The 20,128-nt window shown below is 61.3% G+C and carries 12 protein-coding genes and 1 pseudogene; 9 read left to right on the top strand and 4 right to left on the bottom strand.

What is annotated here, in order from left to right; translation table 11 throughout:
- The first annotated feature begins 10 nt into the window (after window positions 1-10).
- Window positions 11-513 (top strand): annotated as a pseudogene (locus tag FFM53_RS12475) (GrpB family protein).
- Window positions 514-547: 34 nt separating this feature from the next.
- Here the strand turns inward: FFM53_RS12475 and FFM53_RS12480 are convergent.
- Window positions 548-2,893: a DNA translocase FtsK gene (locus FFM53_RS12480; protein WP_138388501.1), complete on the bottom strand. Its 2,346-nt coding sequence runs from the start codon at window positions 2,891-2,893 to the stop codon at window positions 548-550.
- A gap of 275 nt (window positions 2,894-3,168) precedes the next feature.
- Entirely contained in the window at window positions 3,169-6,168 is a 3,000-nt protein-coding gene (polA, locus tag FFM53_RS12485; protein ID WP_138388502.1) for a DNA polymerase I, read from the bottom strand.
- Window positions 6,169-6,712: 544 nt separating this feature from the next.
- On the opposite strand from polA, the gene FFM53_RS12490 reads away from it, so the two are divergent.
- A complete protein-coding gene (locus FFM53_RS12490) occupies window positions 6,713-7,129 on the top strand; it encodes a MarR family winged helix-turn-helix transcriptional regulator (protein ID WP_003583451.1) in 417 nt (138 codons plus the stop codon).
- Between the two features lie 73 nt (window positions 7,130-7,202).
- Here the strand turns inward: FFM53_RS12490 and FFM53_RS12495 are convergent, their stop codons facing one another.
- The gene (locus FFM53_RS12495) at window positions 7,203-9,587 is read right to left on the bottom strand and encodes a bifunctional diguanylate cyclase/phosphodiesterase (RefSeq protein WP_138388503.1); all 2,385 of its coding nucleotides are present in this window, start codon (window positions 9,585-9,587) and stop codon (window positions 7,203-7,205) included.
- Between the two features lie 214 nt (window positions 9,588-9,801).
- On the opposite strand from FFM53_RS12495, the gene FFM53_RS12500 reads away from it, so the two are divergent.
- The 7 genes from FFM53_RS12500 (at window position 9,802) to FFM53_RS12530 (ending at window position 19,585) form a co-directional block, all read left to right on the top strand.
- Window positions 9,802-11,190 (top strand): dipeptidase, encoded by a 1,389-nt coding sequence (locus tag FFM53_RS12500; RefSeq protein ID WP_138388504.1) that lies wholly within the window; start codon window positions 9,802-9,804, stop codon window positions 11,188-11,190.
- A 397-nt stretch (window positions 11,191-11,587) separates the two neighbouring features.
- Window positions 11,588-12,256 (top strand): SH3 domain-containing protein, encoded by a 669-nt coding sequence (locus tag FFM53_RS12505; RefSeq protein WP_138388505.1) that lies wholly within the window; start codon window positions 11,588-11,590, stop codon window positions 12,254-12,256.
- Window positions 12,257-12,798: 542 nt separating this feature from the next.
- A complete protein-coding gene (locus tag FFM53_RS12510; RefSeq protein WP_129422292.1) occupies window positions 12,799-13,020 on the top strand; it encodes a hypothetical protein in 222 nt (73 codons plus the stop codon).
- A gap of 201 nt (window positions 13,021-13,221) precedes the next feature.
- Entirely contained in the window at window positions 13,222-15,558 is a 2,337-nt protein-coding gene (locus tag FFM53_RS12515; RefSeq protein WP_138388506.1) for a transglycosylase domain-containing protein, read from the top strand.
- 384 nt (window positions 15,559-15,942) lie between these two features.
- Window positions 15,943-17,859 carry a molecular chaperone DnaK gene (gene dnaK, locus FFM53_RS12520; protein ID WP_062944862.1) on the top strand — a complete coding sequence of 639 codons (1,917 nt, stop codon included), beginning with the start codon at window positions 15,943-15,945 and terminating at the stop codon, window positions 17,857-17,859.
- Between the two features lie 86 nt (window positions 17,860-17,945).
- Window positions 17,946-19,073 (top strand): molecular chaperone DnaJ, encoded by a 1,128-nt coding sequence (gene dnaJ / locus FFM53_RS12525; RefSeq protein WP_017995672.1) that lies wholly within the window; start codon window positions 17,946-17,948, stop codon window positions 19,071-19,073.
- 311 nt (window positions 19,074-19,384) lie between these two features.
- Window positions 19,385-19,585, top strand: a complete 201-nt coding sequence (locus FFM53_RS12530) for a hypothetical protein (RefSeq protein ID WP_003544370.1) — start codon at window positions 19,385-19,387, stop codon at window positions 19,583-19,585.
- Between the two features lie 159 nt (window positions 19,586-19,744).
- On the opposite strand, the gene FFM53_RS12535 is transcribed toward FFM53_RS12530, so the two are convergent.
- Entirely contained in the window at window positions 19,745-20,110 is a 366-nt protein-coding gene (locus tag FFM53_RS12535; RefSeq protein ID WP_017962753.1) for a helix-turn-helix domain-containing protein, read from the bottom strand.
- Window positions 20,111-20,128 lie beyond the last annotated feature (18 nt).

The raw sequence follows: 20,128 nt of genomic DNA on the forward strand, positions 1-20,128 counted from the left end.
GAGGAAGGGCATGCGCGCCATCAAGGTGGTCGACTACGATCCCTCTTGGCCGCGGCTGTTTGCCGAGATCAGCACCGAGGTCTCCGCCTTGCTCGGCGACCGCCTGCTTTCCATCGATCATATCGGCAGCACGTCGGTGCCTGGCCTGCCGGCCAAGCCGAAGATCGACCTCGATGCCGTGATGATATCCGACGCCTTCCTGCCGGCGGCGATCGAGATCGTGCGCGCTGCGACTTCGTCTTCCACGGCGATACTGGAGAGCAACGATGGGCCTTCACCTGCGATCATCGCGGTTATGGCTTCAGGCTTTATCTTTGCGGGCCTAATAATCGCGCGCATCGGGACCGCATTCTGTTTCGCGACTATCTCAGGGATCACCCCGAGAGGGCCAGGGCCTATGCCGATCTGAAACGCCGGCTGGCTGCGGAGGCAGACGGCGATTGGGATTTTTATACCGGCGGGAAGACCGGGTTTGTCAGCGAGACGGTTCGGCTGGCTGCCTTGAGGATGTAAACAGCAATTCGTCAGACGCCTTGGCCGCCGGCGATTACTCGCCGTCGCCCCGTCCCGATACGATCTCGCGCTTGCCGACGTGATTGGCCGGGCCGACGAGACCTTCTTTTTCCATGCGTTCCACCAATGAGGCGGCGCGGTTGTAGCCGATGCCGAGGCGGCGCTGGATGTAGGAGGTCGAGCATTTTTTGTCGCGCATGACGACCTTGACCGCCTGCTCGTAGAGCTCGTTGCCATCCTCGGAAGCCATGGCGCTCTTGTCGAAGACGGCGCCGGCTTCTTCCTCTTCCGTCTCTTCCTCCTCGTCGGCGGTGACGGTGTCGAGATATTCGGGGCGGCCCTGGGTCTTCAGATGAGCAACGACCTTTTCGACCTCGACATCCGAGACGAAGGGACCGTGGACGCGGGAAATCCGCCCGCCCCCCTGCATATGCAGCATATCTCCCTGACCGAGCAGCTGTTCGGCGCCCTGTTCGCCGAGAATGGTGCGGCTGTCGATCTTCGAGGTCACCTGGAAGGAGATGCGGGTCGGGAAGTTCGCCTTGATCGTGCCGGTGATGACGTCGACCGACGGACGCTGTGTCGCCATGATCAGATGGATGCCGGCGGCTCGCGCCATCTGGGCGAGGCGCTGGATCGCACCTTCGATGTCCTTGCCGGCGACCATCATCAGGTCGGCCATCTCGTCGACGATGACGACGATATAGGGCATCGGCGTCAGGTCCAGCGCCTGGCTTTCCTCGATCGGAGTGCCGGTGCCCTTGTCGAAGCCGACCTGGACCATGACATGGATGGTCTCGCCCTTTTCGCGGGCCTGGGCGACGCGGTCGTTGTAACCGTCGATGTTGCGGACACCGAGGCGCGACATCTTGCGATAGCGCTCCTCCATTTCGCGCACGGCCCATTTCAGCGCCATGACCGCCTTCTTCGGATCGGTGACGACGGGCGTCAGCAGATGCGGGATGCCGTCATAGACTGACAGTTCGAGCATCTTCGGGTCGACCATGATCAGGCGGCACTGTTCCGGCGTCATGCGGTAGAGCAGCGACAGGATCATCGTGTTGATGGCGACCGACTTGCCGGAACCGGTCGTGCCGGCGACGAGCAGATGCGGCATCTTGGCGAGCTCGGCAATGACAGGCTCGCCGCCGATGGTCTTGCCGAGGCCGAGCGCCAGCTTGTAACCGCTCTTCTCGAAATCCTGGCTCTCGATCATCTCGCGGAAATAAACGGTTTCACGCGTGACATTCGGCAATTCGATGCCGATGACGTTGCGGCCGGGGACGACGGCCACACGGGCCGAAAGCGCCGACATCGAGCGGGCGATATCATCGGCAAGGCCGATGACTCGCGACGATTTCACGCCCGGCGCCGGCTCGAATTCGTAGAGGGTGACGACAGGGCCGGGACGGACATGGATGATCTCGCCCTTGATGCCGAAATCCTCCAGCACGCTCTCCAGAAGCCCGGCATTCTGCTCCAGCGTCTCCTGCGACATGATCTCGCCGAGGCGTTCCGGCGGTTCCTGCAGCAGGGCACGCGGCGGGAATTCATAGCCGGATGCGTGGATCCTTTCGGGCCTCGCGGCCAGGCGCGGCGACGGCAGAACCGCGGCGACGGGCGGCGTGCGCTGCGGCGCTGGTGCTGTCTGAGGGGCTGATGCAATTTGAGGGGTTGGCGTGACCTGAGTGGCTGGCGCGGGCTGAGGTGCCAGCATGACCGGTGCCTCGACAATAATGCGCCTGGGCTTTTCCAAGGACGGGGCGGCCGCAGGGTGCACGGCAACCTTCGTGGAGACCGCGGCGGGCTGCGGGGCCGGGCGGGAGGCGACGGGAGCGGTTGCCGGCCGGCCGGGGCGCCATTCCATGATCCGGAACAGCGACGTGATCGATTCGGGCGAGGTCTCGGTCTTCGGGAACGATATCAACGGCGGCGCGCGAACCGGCTCGGCCTCTTCGAAGGCCATGACTTCCCAGAAGGCGAAATCCGAAATGGAAGAAAGCTCGGCGCTGGCGCGGAAAGCCGGCGCGCCGGGCTCGTCAAGCAAAGGTGACTGCTGCAGTTCGACCCTCTGCGGTGCTACGGAAATTTCGTCCGGCCCTGGCAGATAGATATCGAACGGCACATCGACGGCAACCGGCTCTATCCGTATCGCCTGCTGTCCAATCTGCGAATCATCGCGAACGGGCTCATTCGGCGCGCGCCGCCTGCTGATCAGCGTTTCCGGCGTGCGGGTGAAACGGACATTCGGGGCGAGGGAAAAGTTGCTCTGCCAGATGGGTGCCGCCGGCTTCTCCCCTGGGTTTTCCTCCGGAAGGTCCGTTTCAATCTCGCTGGAAAAATCTCCGGCATCCGTCAAATTGGTTCTGGGAAAACGCATGCGTCCGCTACTCACTCATGCTTTGCAAATTACGACCCTACCGGGATAGAAAAGGAAGGTTAATAAGTTCCTTCCTGCCGTATCGTTCCGATACGACTCCGGGAGAGAAATCGCTGCACTTTCAATGAGTTCTGGCGGCGAGAAAAATCTTTGCGATTTTTGGGGAGGCGCTCTAAAGCGCGTCGCAATCTTTCAGATTCGCTGCTGCCGCTTTAGGCTTTATTTCCACGCATGTCGTTGTCGCAAAACCGCTGCACACTTTTGCGCGACATGCTTTAGTGCGCCTCGTCCCAATTGGTGGCGGCGCGGGCATCGACCCTTAGCGGCACGCGCATTTCCAGCGCCGGCATGGTGGCGTTTTCCATGACCGAGACGATTGTTGGCATCGCCTTTTCGACATCCTCGTCCTCGACCTCGAAGATGAGTTCGTCATGCACCTGCAGCAGCATGCGGACGCGATCGGCAAGGCCGACTTCAACAAGTGCCGGCTCTATCTTGATCATTGCCCGGCGAATGACGTCGGCAGCCGAGCCCTGGATCGGCGCGTTGATCGCCGCACGCTCGTTAAAGGCGCGCACGGAAGGATTGGACGAGCGGATTTCGGGATAGTTGATGCGGCGACCGAAGATCGTCTCGACATAACCCTTGTCGCGCGCCATGGCCTTTCGGCTTTCCATATAGTCGCGGATGCCGGGGAAACGCTCGAAATACTTCTTGATGTAGTCGCCGGCTTCCGAACGCTCGATCGAAAGCTGATTGGCGAGGCCGAAGGCCGAGATGCCGTAGATGATGCCGAAATTGATTGCCTTGGCGCGGCGGCGCACCTCGCCCGGCATGCCTTCCACCGGCACGCCGAACATTTCCGACGCCGTCATGGCGTGGATGTCGACGCCATCTTCGAAAGCCTTGGTCAGCTGCGGGATCTCGGCGACATGGGCAAGCACGCGCAGTTCGATCTGGCTGTAGTCGGCGGAGATCAGCTTGTGGCCAGGCGTCGAGATGAAGGCGGTGCGGATCTTTCGGCCTTCTGCGGTGCGAACCGGAATATTCTGCAGGTTCGGCTCGGAGGAGGACAGGCGCCCCGTGGTCGTCGATGCCAGCGAATAGGAGGTGTGGACCCGCTTGGTCTCCGGATGGACATAGCCGGGGAGCGCGTCGGTATAGGTGGATTTCAGCTTGGTGAGCTGGCGCCAGTCAACGATCTTGCGCGGCAGCTCCAAACCGGCGGCGGCCAGATCCTCGAGCACCTGCGCGGAGGTGGACCATTGCCCCGTTTTCGTCTTGTTGCCGCCGGCAAGGCCCATCTTGCCGAACAGGATATCGCCCAGCTGCTTCGGCGAGCCGATGTTGAACCGCTCGCCGGCCAGCACGTAGATCTCGTCCTCGAGCCTTGCTGCACCCTGGGCCAGTTCGCCGGAGAGGCGCGACAGGATCTGCCGGTCGACGGTGATGCCGCGCGCTTCCATGCGTGCCAGTACCGGCAACAGCGGCCGCTCCAGCCGTTCATAGACGCTGGTCAATCCCGCCGCCGCCAGCCGGGGCTTCAGCACCAGCCAGAGGCGCAGCGTCACGTCGGCATCTTCGGCGGCATAGTGGGTGGCGCGGTCGATATCGACCAGATCGAAGGTGACGTTCGCCTTGCCGCTGCCCGCCACGTCCTTGTAAGGAATCGGGGTATGGCCGAGGAATTTTTCCGAGAGCGGGTCCATGCCATGCGCGCCGGTGCCGGCGTCCAGCACGTAGGAGATCAGCATCGTGTCGTCGAAACTCCTGGTCTCGATGCCATAGCGCTTCAACAGCAGGTAGTCGTATTTCAGATTCTGGGCGACCTTGAGAACCGCTTCGTCCTCCAGCAATGCCTTCAACCGCGGCAGGGCATCGCCCATCGGGATCTGGTTTTCGGCAAGGCCGCCGCCGAGCAGATCGCCGACGCCGTTCTTATGGACAAGCGGCACATAGGCGGCGCGGATCTTCGTGCCGGTGGGATCGGCCGTATTGTCGGCGATCGCCAGCGAAAAGCCGACGAGTTCGGCCTGCATCGCATCCAGCGACGTGGTCTCGGTATCGAAAGCAACGAGGCCGGTCGCGCGCGCATCGGCGATCCAGCGGTCGAGCGTTGCCAGGTCGCGGATCGTGACATAGGCCGAATGATCGAAGGGCAGCGTCGCAAAGGCCTCGGCCCGAGCGTTGGCAAGATCGGCGGGCGAAAAGGCGCCTTCGACGGCGGTCTTCGCCTTCGCGCGCGGCGGCAGCGGCACGGATTCACCCGAAACGTCGGGGATGCCGCCGGCAACGGGCTCGGGCTCGGCCGCATCGAGATCCGGGCCGCGGGCCGTCTCACCCCATTCGGTGCGGACGATCGCCGGTTCGATGGCGCCGGCATCGCAAGCGCAGGCTTCGGCGACGCGGCGCGTCAGCGTGGTGAATTCCATCGTCTTCAGGAAGCCTATCAGCTTCGGGCCGTTCTGCGGCTCCAGCACCAGCGCGTCGAGATCGAGATCGAGTGGCACATCGGTGCGCAGCCGCACGAGGTCGCGCGAGAGCCTGGCCATGTCGATATTGGCGAGGATCGTCTCGCGGCGCTTGACCTGCTTGATCTCGGCGGCGCGTTCGAGCAGCGTATCAAGATCGCCGTATTCCTCGAGAAGCTGGGCGGCGGTTTTCGGGCCAATGCCGGGAATGCCGGGAACATTGTCGACCGAATCGCCGGTCATCGCCTGCAGATCGATCATCTTTTCCGGCGGCACGCCCCATTTCTCGATGACATCAGGAATGCCGATCTGCTTGTCCTTCATGCTGTCATACATGTGGACATTGGGGCTGACGAGCTGCATCAGATCTTTGTCGGAGGAGACGATGGTGACATCGGCGCCAGTCGCTTCGGCCTGGCGGGCGTAGGTGGCGATGATGTCGTCGGCCTCGAAGCCTTCGGTCTCGATGCAGGGCAGATTGAAGGCGCGGGTCGCCTCGCGGATGAGGCCGAATTGCGGGATGAGCTCTTCCGGCGGCGCAGATCGGTTCGCCTTATAGGCGTCGTAGAGATCCTTGCGAAACGTCCTGGCGGAATAGTCGAAGATGACGGCAAGATGGGTCGGCGTCACGCCGACATCGGTATTGCGCGCATCCCTCAGCAGCTTCCACAGCATGTTGCAGAAACCGGACACAGCGCCGATCGGCAGGCCGTCGGTCTTGCGGGTCAGCGGCGGCAATGCATGAAACGCCCGGAAGATGAATCCGGAACCATCGACTAGGAAGAGGTGATCGCCTTTTTTCATGCGTGCATGGATAGCGCGGGCATGGGACGAGGTCCATATAGAGTTCGGCATAAAATTCGGCGCGCGGAAAGGATTATGGCGTTCGGAGCGTCACACAGCGCCGCACGTCTTTTCGGACGCGCAAAGGACGCAGAGCACTTGGCGTTGCTGCATAATTTTATCCTTCCATCGATTCCGATCTCAGGAATTGTACGGCACGGATTCCGGCTCACCAAACTGTTACCGATTTGTAACCACGGCCCTCCCTTGAAAAACCACATTCTGAGCCACAAATCGATGTCACCGGCGCTTGATTGCGTCGCGGGTCTGATCACCGGCTTGTCCCCCGCCGCGTCAGGCTTGGACAAAGGCCTTATCCCCCTCTCCGGGCCTTTGTCCCCACTTTAAAGTCGCCATGGCCAACCTCCAGGCCATGGCGACTTTTGTTTTACCAGGCACTCGAAATTCTGATCGCCGCTTGCATGTTTAGGAGCATCGTATGCGATTTGCTGCATTGTCTCCGGCATGGTTTTGAGCCTAACTTGCAATCATGGGATTTAACCGCATGGATTCGGGAGCCTACCTTGCCAGCCAGCTGGCGAAAGGGTTTGCCCGCTCGCTGCACCAGCGCGCGGTTGGGCTCGGTTTTTCTCCGGGCCAGTTCCCCATTCTGCTGGAACTCTGGGCCGAGGACGGGCTGACCCAGAAACAGCTTCTCGAGCGGGTCGATATCGAACAGGCGACCATGGCCAATACGCTTTCGCGCATGGTCCGAGACGGGTTGATCGAACGCCGGCCGCATCCATCCGACAAGCGGGCGCAACTGCTCTTCCTGACGCCGAAGGCCCGCGCCATGGAGGCCGAGGCAATCGAGACCGCGCGCGAGGCCGACCTTGCGCTGTTTAAAGGGTTTCGAGTTTTCGAGCGCGAGCTGACACTCGAATATATCCGCCGGCTTCTGGAAAACGCCAAGGCGCTCTGACCACTGCATAATTCCTTAAATCGGAATCGACAGCGTCCTTTGCGCGTCTGAAAAGACGCGCGGCGCTGTAAGATCACTCGCCAGCACACTGTGCGCGTCGCAGCGACGGCGCGCCGGTTTCGATCTGTGCGGTCAGGGCGTTTTCGTGGGCGGCAAGCTTGATGCTCGGCTCGATATCCGGCTTGCCGAGTAAAAGGCCCTGTACTTGCGTGCAGCCTTCCTCGACGACGATCCGGCGCTGCATCTCGGTTTCCACGCCCTCCGTCACGACAGGCATGCCGAGGCTATGACCTAGGCCGATGATGGCGCGCACGATCGAGCGCGCCGCCGCATCATGTTCCAGCACTCCGGTGAAACTGCGGTCGACCTTGATCTTGTCGAAAGGGAATGAACGCAGGTTGGAAAGCGAAGAAAAACCGGTGCCGAAATCATCCATGACGATGTGAACGCCGAGCTTGTGCAGCCGCAATAGTGTCGTCATCACCCGGTCGCGATCGCGAATGAGGGCCGCCTCGGTGATCTCGAGCTCCAGCCGGCCGGGCGCAAGCCCGGTTTCGGCGAGGATCGCCTCGATCCGCTCGCAGAGGTTCGGCAGCATGAATTGCACCGGCGAGAGATTGACGGCGATCATCAACGGCAGCGGCCAGCGCACAGCCTCCCTGCAGGCCTGCTGCAACACCCATTCGCCGAGTTGGACGATCGAGCCGCTTTCCTCGGCGATCGGGATGAAGATATCGGGCTCGGTCAAGCCGTGACCTGGCCGGTTCCAGCGCATCAGGGCCTCGTAGCCGCCGATCTCGCCGCTCAGCGCATCGAGGATCGGCTGATAGTCGACATGGATCTGATTACGGATGATCGCATGGCGCAGTTCGCTTTCGATCTGGCGGCGGTTCCGTGCCGCCTTATCCATGTCCGCGTCGAAGAAACAGACCTTGCCGCGACCGTCATGCTTGACGCGGTAGAGTGCAGTATCGGCATTGTTGCAGAGTTCTTCAGCAGCAGCGCCATCCGCGGGATAGATTGCAATGCCGACGCTGACGCCGACGGCGGTCGGGTCGCGCGCCGTGTCCATCTCGGCGGCGAATTCGTCGAGGATCGCCGCCGCAAGCTTTTGCGCCGCCGCCGGCTGCTGCCCGGCGGGCTGAATGATGGCGAATTCATCGCCGCCGAGGCGGGCGATCGTATCGCTCTCATCGGCCACGCGGCGCAGGATCGAGGCGACCTTGCGGAGAATACGGTCGCCTTCGGCATGACCGAAGATATCGTTGACGGCCTTGAAGCGATCGAGGTCGAGATAGAAGAGGGCAACCTCGCTGTTCTTTCGTTCGGCCATCTGCAGCGCCTGCCGGATGCGGGTATCGAACAGCGACCTGTTCGGCAGATCGGTGAGCACGTCGTGGTGGGCGAGATGCTCGATCATCTCCTCGGCCTGCCTGCGCTCGGTGAGATCACGCACCGCCAGCACCTCGCAGTTGTGCCCGCGATAGACGATCCTGCTCGCGGTCACTTCGACGGCGATCTCCCTGCCGTCCCTGGTGTTGAGCAGCGTCTCGCTGGGTCTGTTCTGCCCAGTTCCCTGAATAGCAGTCAAAACAGCCGAGGGCGCCTTGCCGGCAAGACCGGCAAGCTTCCAGCCGGAGAGCCCCTGGAAGCGTTCATTGGCATCGATGATCCGGCCTTCCCGCAGGATCAGCAGCCCTTCCTGTGAGGCATTCGCGAGCCCCCTCAGATCCGTCAGGTGGCTTTCGATAAAGACCACCGCCAGCGCGATCAGAATGAGCGCCGTCGCCGCCACAACGACGATCGCAGCAAGCAGGCTGGCGTCGAGCACCGTTGCCGGAACTTGCTTGCCGGGATCCGGCACGAGCGTGATGCTAGCCATCGAGATGAAATGGAGCGCGCAGATCGCGAGGACGAAACTGATTGACGAGGCGAGGAGCCGCCTCAGTCCCTTCAATTGGAAAAATGCGTGGAAGGCGGCGCTCGACAACAGCGCTCCTGCGAGAACCGCACTCAGCGTCATGGAGGGATCATAAAGAATTGCCGCCTGCGTTTCGATCGCCTGCATGCCGGTCAGGTGCATGGAGGCGATGCCGAGCGCCATCAGGACGCCGCCGCGGATGCGAGAAAACCTGCCGCGGCTTTCCGAAGCGACGAGGATCGCCGCCCACGAACCGGCAACCGACAGGAGGAAAGAAAGCGCCGTCAGGCCCAGTTGGTAGCCGATCGGCATGCCGCCGTCATAGGCCAGCATTGCGATGAAGTGCGTTGCCCATACGCCGGTGCCGAAAGCGAAAGCCGAGGCGCCGATCCAGAGCTTGCGCCGCCCGGCATCGCATTCCTGAGCGCGGGAAAGCAGCAGCATAGCCGCCATAGCGCCGACCAGGCAGACGGCGGCCGCCGCAAGCACCAGCCGCCAATCGTGGTTGTCCCGAATACATGTAATGACCGAAAACATCTGCCCCTCCCACAGCTGAATTCGGTCAGGCTATTTAGGTTGTGCTAAATAACTGTAAATTGAATTAGAAATCTCTTCTATATTATCCAGCAAATCTTCCTGATATTGATCTTTGACCGACGGGCCTTTCGCGCCGCCGATTTTTGTTTTTCCGCCTCGCCTGCTTTTCTGGTTTGGTCTATCGTCCGGCCGAATTTCAAAAGAGGAGTCGAAAATGACCGATATCAATCAGGTGCTTGAGCGCGCGGATCAGAACCTTCCATCGAGCCTCGAAAAGCTGTTCGAGCTTCTGCGCATCCAATCGATTTCCACCGATCCCGCCTATAAAGCCGAATGCCGGAAGGCCGCCGAATGGCTCGTCGCCTATCTCGGGACGCTCGGCTTTACGGCCTCGCTGCGCGATACGCCTGGCCATCCGATGGTGGTCGCCCACCATGCCGGCGCTTCCGCCGATGCGCCGCATGTTCTCTTCTACGGCCATTACGATGTTCAGCCGGTCGATCCGATCGAGCTCTGGGAAAACGACCCGTTCGAGCCATCGATCAAGGATGTCGGCGAGGGCCGCAAGATCCTGACCGGCCGCGGCACCTCCGACGACAAGGGCCAGTTGATGACCTTCGTCGAGGCTTGCCGCGCCTATAAGGAGATCAACGGCGCGCTTCCCTGCCGCATCACCATCCTCTTCGAGGGCGAGGAGGAATCCGGCTCGCCGTCCCTGAAGCCCTTCCTCGAAGCCAATACCGCCGAGCTCAAGGCCGATTATGCGCTGGTCTGCGATACCGGCATGTGGGACCGCAACACGCCGGCGATCGCCGCGGCGCTGCGCGGCCTCGTCGGCGAGGAAGTGATCGTGACGGCCGCCGACCGTGACCTGCATTCCGGTCTCTTCGGCGGCGCGGCCGCCAATCCGATCCACATTCTCGTCGAGGCTCTTGCCGGCCTGCATGACGAGACGGGCCGCATCACGCTTGACGGCTTCTATGATGGCGTCGAGGAAACGCCTGACAACATCAAGGCCTCATGGGAGACGCTCGGCAAGACCGCGGAGAGCTTCCTCGGCGAAGTCGGCCTTTCCATTCCATCGGGTGAAAAAGGCCGCTCGGTGCTGGAACTCACCTGGGCGCGGCCGACCGCCGAAATCAACGGCATCTGGGGCGGATATACCGGCGAAGGCTTCAAGACGGTGATCGCCGCCAAGGCTTCGGCGAAGGTTTCGTTCCGGCTTGTCGGAACGCAGGATCCGGCGGCCATCCGCGAGGCTTTCCGCAGCTATATCAGTGCGAAGATTCCCGCTGATTGCTCGGTCGAGTTCCATCCGCATGGCGGCTCGCCGGCGATTCATCTTTCCTATGATTCGCCTGTTCTCACCAAGGCGAAGAACGCGCTTTCCGACGAGTGGCCGAAGCCCGCCATCGTCATCGGCATGGGTGGGTCGATCCCGATCGTCGGAGATTTCCAGAAGATGCTCGGCATGGAATCGCTGCTCGTCGGCTTCGGCCTCAGCGACGATCGCATCCACTCTCCGAACGAGAAATACGAGCTCGTCTCCTACCACAAGGGCATTCGCTCCTGGGTGCGGATACTTCGGGCGCTCGCTGCCTGAAGGAAAAGGCGCGGCTTCCATCAAGCTGCGCCACGCAAAGTCGCGACAAACAAAAAGGCCGGTTCGACCCGGCCTTTCGTCATCCGCTCATCTCAGTGCCAGTTCATCCGTGGTCAAGGAGCAAGCAGGTATTGCAGTGAGACTGCCGCCGAAAGGTTAACGAACCGTTAACAGTACCGGCCTTGCCGGAAGCACCATCGCGGCTCCAAGGCGCGGACAGACATTTCGCCGTTCAAGCTGCGTTCATCGCGAACGACATATAAGCCATTGAAAGATAAGACGAATGATGACGCCCTGACAGCTGCGGGCGATCGCTCTGTCTTTTGTTTCAATGGCATATGCCAAGGAAACGCGGCCAAGCGCTGCCTGAAAAACGTGCCAACAAGGACTGAGAAGCGTGAAAAATCTCTTTGTTAAAATCGCAGCCGCCGGCATGCTTATGCTGGCGCCCGCCATAGCGCAGGCCGCCGAGGGCTACTCGACGGCGAACGTCAACATGCGTGCCGGTCCGAGCACCCGATATCCTGCCGTCGCCGTCATCCCCGCCGGTTCTTCCGTCGAGATCCGCGGATGCCTTTCCGAGGTCAATTGGTGCGACGTCGAATTCTACGGCGGCCGCGGCTGGGTTTCCGGCCAGTATGTGCAGGCCCTCTACCAACAGCGCCGCGTCTATGTCGGCCCGCAATATTACCGTCCGCTCGGCATTCCGATGATTCGCTTCAGCGTCGACAATTATTGGGACCGCTATTACCGCAACCGTGATTTCTATCGCGACCGTGACCGCTGGAGCCGCGGCCCGGATTATTACTACCGCGACCGCGACAATCGGGATCGCGACCGCGATCGGGATAACCGGGATCGCGACCGTAACTGGCGCGAGCGGGATGGCGACCGAGATGGGCGCGACCGCGATCGTGACTGGCGCGACGACAATCAAAGGGACGATCGGCAAAGGGACGATCGGCAAAGAGGTGAACGGCAGAGGGACGACCGGAGAGGCGATGATCGCAGGCCGGACCGCAGGAATTTTGATTGCCGCCCCGGCGATCCCTCTTGCGACGAATGAAACAGAAAGGGACGCAGCGACGTCCTCTTCCGAGGCTTGAAGCCAAGGGAAAACGCCCAAGAAAAAGCCCGGCGCTCCCTTGGGAGGGATGCACCGGGCCTGATGTCGATCGGCACGCGTTGAGGGGAGACGGCCGATCATTCGCGGGACGTGAGGGGCTGTCCCGCTTCTTCATAAACAATCGCGAAGCCTATTGGTTCCGCCTGCCGCATAATTCCTTGAAGCAGAACCGATTTGAGGAAACACTCTGCGGCAATTCAATGTGTTACAGCCTCTTTTATGTCTCTCGAAAAGACGCGCGGCGCGGCAATCTACGTCGTATAGCACGTAACTCACGCCACGCACTTCGGGCCTTTGTTTTCACGACGCATGCCGCTTTGCCGGCGAGCGCAAGACAGGAGCCGCGGGGGAAGCATCGATCCTCGAAAGCGATCACCGACAATTTGACGTGAAGCCATCGCGAGGCACTTGTTTTGCGAGATTCTTTATTGCAGTTTTGTGAAGTTGCGGATTGATTTTGATCCGTTCGAGGCTGGACCCTGATGACACAAGACTACCTGGCTTTCTTCGGGCTTTTCGGCCCTCGGGCAGCCGCCACAGATGTTACCGTTTGGCATAAACACAACCCCATCCTGCCTGTGCGCCTCACCGATGGGGCGAGCCTCAACCCTTCCGGCCAGATCTGGCGCCGCTTTCATCTGGGCGAGTGGGAATATAAGCAGGACCCGGAAACGCTCGACGATTACGAAGCGCGCCAGTTTTGAAGACAAGCGGCGCGATCTGCTTTGCTTTCCATTATTAATACCCCGTTAAATCGCCGCATTTACAGTTCAGTCGGATGATCACGGCGGCACTCAAAGTGCTCCAGCGTCCTTTGTGCGTCTGAAAAGACGCGCGGCGCTGGAGAAGAGCACCGTTATGCGAAGTTGGCTTCGCGATCGAACATGGGGTGTGACCGGTCCGCGATGGCAGGCAGAGGCAGATCAGGCGACAGAATAGAGCCCTCCTTCAGCGGCCGTCCGGCACGCGACGATGACGAATTCTCGCTCGATGCCGACGACCGCATTGCCGGAGGCCGATCCCCGCGGCGCGGCGGCTCGAAACCCCCGCCGCAGCGCCCGGCCCCCCGGCGGCGGCGCGAGCCGACGGAGCGTGAAAGCGGCGGGTTTTTCGGCTTCATGCGCCGCGTGATCTACTGGTGCATCGTGCTTTTCATCTGGGCAGGCATCGGCGTTGCCGGGCTCGTGGTCTATTATGGTTCGCGCATGCCGAGCGCCAGCACATGGGCGATCCCAGAGCGGCCGCCGAACGTCAAGATCACCGCCGTCGACGGTAGCGTCATCGCCAATCGCGGCGCCACCGGCGGCGAGGCGCTGTCGCTCGAAAACATGTCGCCCTATATTCCGGAAGCCGTCATCGCCATCGAGGATCGGCGTTTCTATTCGCATTTCGGCGTCGATCCGCTCGGCCTCGGCCGGGCGATCGTGACCAATCTCACGGCTGGCCACATGGTCCAGGGTGGCTCGACGCTGACGCAGCAGCTTGCCAAGAACCTCTTCCTCTCCCCCGAGAGAACGCTGGAACGCAAGGTGCAGGAGGTGCTGCTGTCGCTCTGGCTGGAGCAGAAATACACCAAGGACCAGATCCTTGCCATGTATCTCAACCGGGTGTTCTTCGGATCGAACGCCTATGGCGTCGAGGCAGCCTCGCGTCGCTACTTCAACAAATCGGCGCGTGACGTAAACCTCGGCGAGGCCGCTGTGCTGGCCGGCCTGCTCAAGGCGCCGTCGCGGCTTTCGCCGGCCCGCGATGCGGAAGCGGCGAATGCACGCGCCCAGCTCGTGCTCGCGGCAATGCGCGAACAGGGTTTCATCACCGATTCCGAGGTCAAAACGGCGATGTCGCAGACCCCGGCTTCAGCCAAGAGCTACTGGTCCGGCGCCGGGCACTATGTCGCCGACATGGTGATGGACCAGTTGCCAAGCCTGATCGGCGACGTCAAGGAGGACGTCATCGTCGATACGACCATCGACAAGTCGCTGGAAAAGAAGGCCGAGCAATCGCTGGTCGACGTACTCGACAAGGAGGGCGGCAAGCTCGACGCCTCGCAGGCGGCCCTCGTCTCGATCGACGGCACCGGCGCGATCCGAGCGCTCGTCGGCGGCAGGGATTATGCGACGAGCCAGTTTAACCGCGCCGTCAAGGCCAAACGCCAGCCGGGCTCCTCGTTCAAGCCCTTCGTCTATGCCGCCGCACTCGAGAAGGGGCTGACGCCCTATTCGGTGTTCAACGACGCGCCGATCCGGATCGGCGACTGGACGCCCGAAAATTACGAGAAGAAATACAATGGCGAAGTGACGCTGGCGACCGCGCTTGCCAAGTCGCTGAACACGGTGGCCGCCCAGCTGGTGATGTATGACGGGCCGGATCAGGTGATCAAGCTTGCCCACCGGCTCGGCATCGAAAGCGAGCTGCAGCCGAACGCCTCGATCGCGCTCGGCACGTCCGAGGTGTCGCTGATGGAACTCACCGCCTCCTATGCCGCCTTCATGAACGGCGGCTACAAGGCGACGCCGCACGTCATCCGCCGGGTGACGACGGCCGAAGGCAAGGTTCTCTACGAAAATACCTATGACAGCCCGCCGCGCGTGCTGTCCGAGCAGATCGTCGCCCAGATGGATGCGATGATGATGGGCGTCATCGACAACGGCACCGGCAAGAGCGCCAAGATCCCCGGCTGGCAGGCGGCGGGAAAGACCGGCACGACGCAGAATTCGCGCGACGCGCTCTTCGTCGGCTTCACCAGCAACCTGACCACCGGGGTCTGGTTCGGCAATGACGACGGCAAGCCGATGAAGAAGGTGACCGGCGGCGGCTTGCCCGCCAAGGCCTGGAAGGAATTCATGATCGCCGCCCACAAGGGTCTTTCGCCGGCACCGCTCTTCGGCAACGGCCAGTTGATCGCCGATCCGAACAATGGTCAGCCGATGGCTGAGGCACCGGGTAATGGGCAGTCGGGCAGCGGACAACCGATGACGGCCGAGGCGCCGCCATCGACGATCGGCGGCATTATTTCCGGCGTCTTCGGCGGCAACGACAACGCAAACCGCTATCCGCAAGCGCCTGTCCGGCAGCAGGCGGCGACCTCCGGCAGCGGCCCGGTTCCGCCCTCAGACATTGCCGAAGGCGGCGGTTCTGGCTATGAGGGCATGGTGCCGCCCGGCGATGTCGGGGGTGCGCAGACCACCTCTTCCGTCCAGCCGCGGCGCACGACGCTGCTCGATCTGATCATGGGCCAGTGAGACCTTTGCTGCATGTCCTACACAAGCCCGATGCTCTAAAGCGCGTCGCGATCTTTCAGAGTCGCTCCTCGCGCTTCAGGTCTTTGTTTTACGCATGTCGTTGTCGCAAAACGGCTGCGCAGTTTTGCGCGACATGCCCGAAAAAATGGCCGCTTTCCGGACATGGGGCGACCTCTTTCCCGGCTACTGTAAAAATTGAACGCAACACATTCGTTTTGCTGGATTCCGGGGCATTTCTCGCCTTGCAGTCCAGAAAACCGCTCCTTATATACGCCGCATCACCGCAATCACGATTGCGTAATCTCAAGTAGACCCATCCCGTAAGGGGCTGTCAGGGAAATGCCTTCTCGGGGTTCCGACAGCTTGCTTCAAGGAGAGAATGACATGGCAAAAGTAATTGGTATCGACCTTGGAACGACGAATTCCTGCGTCGCAGTCATGGACGGCAAGGACGCGAAGGTTATCGAGAATGCGGAAGGTGCGCGTACGACCCCTTCTATGGTGGCATTTTCCGACGATGGCGAACGCCTCGTCGGCCAGCCGGCCAAGCGCCAGGCAGTCACCAACCCGACGAACACACTCTTTGCAGTCAAGCGCCTGATCGGCCGCCGCTACGAAGATCCGACCGTCGAGAAGGACAAGCACCTCGTTCCCTTCACCATCGTCAAGGGCGACAATGGCGACGCCTGGGTCGAAGCCAATGGCAAGGGCTACTCGCCCGCACAGATTTCCGCGATGATCCTTCAGAAGATGAAGGAAACCGCCGAATCCTATCTCGGCGAAAAGGTCGAGAAGGCCGTCATAACCGTTCCCGCCTACTTCAACGACGCGCAGCGCCAGGCAACCAAGGATGCCGGCCGCATCGCCGGTCTTGAAGTCCTGCGCATCATCAACGAGCCGACTGCTGCGGCCCTCGCCTACGGTCTCGACAAGAAAGAAGGCAAGACGATTGCCGTCTACGACCTTGGTGGCGGTACCTTCGATATTTCGATCCTCGAGATCGGCGACGGCGTCTTCGAAGTGAAGTCCACCAACGGCGATACCTTCCTCGGCGGTGAAGACTTCGACATGCGCCTCGTCGAATATCTCGTCGGCGAGTTCAAGAGAGACAACGGCATCGACCTGAAGAACGACAAGCTTGCCCTGCAGCGCCTCAAGGAAGCTGCGGAAAAGGCGAAGATCGAGCTTTCGTCCTCGCAGCAGACCGAAATCAACCTGCCGTTCATCACGGCCGACGCCTCCGGCCCGAAGCATCTGACGCTGAAGCTGACCCGCGCCAAGCTCGAAAGCCTGGTCGACGATCTCGTCCAGCGCACGATCGCGCCGTGCAAGGCAGCGCTCAAGGATGCCGGCGTCACTGCTGCCGAAATCGACGAAGTGGTTCTCGTCGGCGGCATGAGCCGCATGCCGAAGGTACAGGAAGTCGTCAAGCAGCTGTTCGGCAAGGAGCCGCACAAGGGCGTCAACCCGGATGAAGTGGTGGCCCTCGGCGCCGCCATCCAGGCCGGCGTTCTGCAGGGCGACGTCAAGGACGTCCTGCTGCTCGACGTGACGCCGCTGTCGCTCGGCATCGAGACGCTGGGTGGTGTCTTCACCCGCCTGATCGAACGCAATACGACGATCCCGACGAAGAAGAGCCAGACCTTCTCGACCGCCGAAGACAACCAGCAGGCCGTGACCATCCGCGTTTCGCAGGGCGAACGTGAAATGGCTGCCGACAACAAGCTGCTTGGCCAGTTCGATCTCGTCGGTCTGCCGCCGTCGCCGCGCGGCATGCCGCAGATCGAAGTCACCTTCGACATCGACGCCAACGGCATCGTCCAGGTTTCGGCCAAGGACAAAGGCACCGGCAAGGAACAGCAGATCCGCATCCAGGCTTCCGGCGGTCTTTCCGACGCCGACATCGAGAAGATGGTGAAGGATGCCGAAGCCCATGCCAGCGAAGACAAGAAGCGCCGCGAGGCGGTCGAAGCCCGGAACCAGGCCGAAAGCCTGATCCATTCCTCGGAAAAGTCGCTGAAGGATTATGGCGACAAGGTTTCCGAGGCCGACCGCACCGCGATCTCGGATGCGATCGCCGCGCTGAAGACGGCGTCGGAAGCATCCGAGCCCGATGCCGACGACATCAAGGCCAAGACCCAGACGCTGATGGAAGTGTCGATGAAGCTCGGCCAGGCGATCTATGAAGCGCAGCAGGCCGAAGGCGGCGCTGCTGGTGATGCCTCCGCGGAAGGCGGCGACAATGTCGTCGATGCCGACTACGAGGAAATCAAGGACGACGACCGCAAGAAGTCCGCGTAATCCGCGACGGCGTGGTTATGCTTCAACACCTGATCCGGCTGCTCACCATGGCAGCCGGAAAATCCATTTCCGGGGTTTAATCCTTAATGGCAAAAGCGGACTTTTACGAAACTCTGGGTGTAGCCAAGACGGCGGACGAGAAAGAGCTGAAAAGCGCCTTTCGCAAATTGGCGATGAAATTCCATCCGGACAAGAACCCGGATGACAAGGACGCCGAGCGGAAGTTCAAGGAAATCAACGAAGCCTACGAGATGCTCAAGGACCCGCAGAAGCGGGCGGCCTATGATCGCTATGGCCATGCGGCCTTCGAGCATGGCGGCATGGGCGGCGGTGGCGGCGGATTTGCCGGCGGCGGTTTCTCCGACATTTTCGAGGATATCTTCGGCGAGATGATGGGTGGAGGGCGCGCGCGCCAGCGCTCGTCAGGCGGCCGCGAACGTGGCGCCGATCTTCGCTACAACATGGAAATAACGCTGGAAGAGTCTTTCTCCGGCAAGACGGCGCAAATCCGCGTTCCGACGTCAATCACCTGCGACGTCTGTTCGGGTTCAGGCGCCAAGCCCGGCACGCAGCCGAAGAACTGCGGCACCTGCCAAGGAACGGGGCGCGTGCGCGCGGCACAGGGCTTCTTCTCGATCGAACGGACCTGCCCGACCTGCCACGGCCGCGGCCAGATCATTCCCGATCCGTGCCCGAAGTGCCACGGCCAGGGCCGGGTGACGGAAGAGCGTTCACTCTCGGTCAATATTCCCGCCGGCATCGAGGACGGCACCCGCATCCGCCTGCAGGGCGAAGGCGAGGCCGGCGCCCGCGGCGGACCGGCAGGCGACCTCTATATCTTCCTGTCAGTCAAACCGCATGAATTCTACCAGCGCGACGGAGCCGATCTCTATTGCGCCGTTCCGATCTCGATGACGACGGCCGCGCTCGGCGGCACCTTCGACGTGGCGACGCTCGACGGCACCAAATCGCGCGTTACCGTGCCCGAGGGCACCCAGGTCGGCAAACAGTTCCGCCTCAAGGGCAAGGGCATGCCAGTGCTGCGTTCGGTGCAGACGGGCGACCTCTACATCCAGATCCAGATCGAGACGCCGCAAAAGCTCACCAAGCGCCAGCGTGAACTGCTTCAGGAATTCGAGCAGCTTTCCTCCAAGGAGAACAATCCGGAATCGACGGGCTTCTTTGCCCGCATGAAGGAATTCTTCGAAGGCTGAGCCGCGATCGACATGCCCATTACGAAAGCCGGGACGGAAACGTCTCCGGCTTTTTTGTTTTAAGAATCCTGATTTGCGACATTCGCCGTCCATGCCGGCGAATCTGTCCCGGATCGATACGGCAGCGGGCGGGACGACGACTTGCGTTAACGCAGCCAGATGATGCCGCTTGCAAGTTTTCCAAATGAATTCAGTCTCTGCCGTCAGTGCATGACCCCGGGAGCCGGAATCGATTTCGGGGTCATGCACCAAATCAAAGTGATAGAGCGTCCTTAGCGCTAGCGGGAACAAACAAACCAAGGGTATCAGCCATGGCGCCAGCCTTTTCATCTCAGTCCGAAGACGTCGACGTTCTCGCCGGCGCCATCTACACATGGTGCGCTGAGCGCAACATCAAGCTTCGCAGCCAGCAAGGCCTTTCCATTGCCAGCATCGCGATCGACCTCTATCATGCCGGCCACCAGACGCAGGACGATCTGCTGATGGCGCTGCACGAATGCGAGATTCACTGAAGCGCGCGGCATCGAACCTCAATCAGGCGGTCTGCTTCCGGTCTTTGTCCTGATGCAGGTCATCCCCCCAATATTGCTGCACACCCGCAGGTGTCCGGAAATCATCCAGACCTTGAATAGGTCGTGCTTTCCGTGGGAACCGTGATTGCTGCGCTGGAATCAGGCGGTGGTTTCGGCCGCTTCGCCCGTCATGAGGGTGACGATGGTCTTGACCGCTTCCTTGCCTGCCGGTGAGTTCAGCTTGTCGTAGCTCAGCGCAAGCGCATAGGCGTCGGGGCTGAGTTCGACACGGCTGCCGAATGGCGACATGCCGGCACCCTCGAAGAGAGCGGAGATCTCGACGTCGAGAAAAACCGCGATCTGATGCAGCTTGCTGGCGGAAACGCGGTTCGCCCCCTTTTCGTATTTCTGGATTTGCTGGAAAGTCAGTCCGAGTGCTTCGCCAAGCTCGAGCTGAGAAACACGGCGAAGGGCGCGAAACTGTCTGACGTTGCGACCGACGATAATATCAACCGGATCTGGCACTTCATCACTCTCTTATAC

This window comes from Rhizobium indicum (assembly GCF_005862305.2).
Classification (GTDB): domain Bacteria; phylum Pseudomonadota; class Alphaproteobacteria; order Rhizobiales; family Rhizobiaceae; genus Rhizobium; species Rhizobium indicum.